A 1896-nucleotide genomic window follows, 5' to 3' on the forward strand; every position below is an offset into this window, starting at 1 on the left:
ACTAAAAGAAAGTATAGATAACGCGCAACAACAAATTAAAAATTTAAACTCTATTTTAAAAAATAGACCTTTCGGAAATGATTTTTATCAAATTATTACTAAAGTTACTAAAAATTCTGAATATCAAAAATATTATTCTCTTTTTATCAAAAATAATGATTTACAAAATCTAAATTTATTTACAGATAATGTTAATTCTTATAAAGAAATTTTGTTAGATGAATTATTTCAAAAAATTATTTCTTTTGAAGAAGAATATGAATTCATCGCTTATGAATTTTTAGATTATAGAAATTATTTAAGTTATGATATTCAAATTATTGATCAAGAAGGAAATATTTCTTTTTTTTCTAAGATCTTTCGTGAAAAATCTGGTGGCGAAACACAAGTTCCCTTTTATATTATTATTGCCATTTGTTTTGAACAATTATTAACTAGCGATAGTGAACAAAAAGGATGTTTAGTTTTGTTAGATGAAGCATTTAATAATATGGATGAAAATCGTATTAATGCTATGATGTCTTTTTTTAACGAATTAAAAATTCAATTTTTTATTGCTATTCCTCCACAAAGAATTGCTAATATTTTTCCTTATGTTCAAACTAACCTCATTATCATGAAAGACAAAAATTATGCTATGGTGAAAAATTTTATGAAAATGATTTAACTGCAATATTATTTATAATTATTTTAAGTTATGATTTTTTGTATTTAAATAAAAAAAGGATATTTGAAAATGAATAGTAAAATGTTTGAAAATAATAGAAATTGTGTTTTAAATTATATGGAACCGCAAAGTATCTCCTTGTTTTTTTCAGGTAAAAATTTGACAAATTTTCATTCTTCTTTTTGTGTTGATCGTAATTTTTATTATTTAACAGGAATAGAGGAAGAAAACGCTATTTTAATGTTAGTTAAAGGTATACAAAGTCAACATACTTTTTTATTCATTCCTCAAAAGAATACTTTAAAAAGTTTATGGGATGGTGAAAGTTTAAGTCATGAACAAGCACAACAAAAATCCGCTATTGATATTAATAATATCAAAAATCATCTTTTTTTTGAAGATTTTTTATCTTGTTTATTACGCAGTTGGAATAATATAACTAAAAATATTATTAAAAAAATTTATTTTGCTTTTTATGAAAATCAAATGTTAAAGAATCAACCAAATATAATACTCACTATATCACGAAAAATTCGTAATAGTTATCCTAGTTTGCAAATTGATAATATCACTCCTTTATTGGCGCATTTACGTACAGTCAAAAATATCAGCGAAATACAAAAAATAAAAGAAGCTATCAATATTAATCGTAAATCTTTATATAGTTTAATAGCTAAAATTAAACCAAACATTTACGAATATCAAATAGCAGGGTATTATAATTATTTACTGGCTCAACACAATACTAAACCTGCTTTTGAAACTATTATAGCAAGTGGAAAAAATGCTCTTGTGTTGCACTATCATGCGAAAAAAGATGTTTTAAAAGAAAATGATATGATTTTATTGGATTTAGGAGTAAACTATAATAACTATAATTCAGATGTTAGCCGTTGTTTTCCTGTTAATGGCACTTTTTCGCCTCAACAAAAAGCTATTTATCAAATCGTTTTAGATGCCAATAAAAAAATCATAAAATGGCTTCAACCAGGCAAAACATTTACTGAATTGAACCAGTATGGAAAAAAAATTTTATTTCAAGGACTTAAACAAATGAATATTTTACAAGAAGAAAAAGAGTTAATTAATTATTGTTACCATGGATTAGGTCATTTTTTAGGTTTAGAAGTGCATGATGTTGGTAATATTCATCAACCTTTTAGAGAAAATAATATCATTACTGTTGAGCCTGGATTATATTTACCAAAATTTAACTTAGGTATTAGGAT

General features: G+C 23.9%; 2 protein-coding genes. Both read left to right on the forward strand.

Going from position 1 to position 1896, the window contains the following annotated elements; translation table 11 throughout:
- On the forward strand, positions 1–667 hold a 667-nt coding region (locus AlmWB_RS00900; protein ID WP_275043467.1), incomplete at its 5' end, for an SbcC/MukB-like Walker B domain-containing protein.
- A gap of 69 nt (positions 668–736) precedes the next feature.
- On the forward strand, positions 737–1896 hold a 1160-nt coding region (locus AlmWB_RS00905; protein ID WP_050337198.1), incomplete at its 3' end, for an aminopeptidase P family protein.

Source organism: Candidatus Phytoplasma phoenicium, assembly GCF_001189415.1.
Lineage (GTDB): Bacteria > Bacillota_I > Bacilli_A > Acholeplasmatales > Acholeplasmataceae > Phytoplasma > Phytoplasma phoenicium.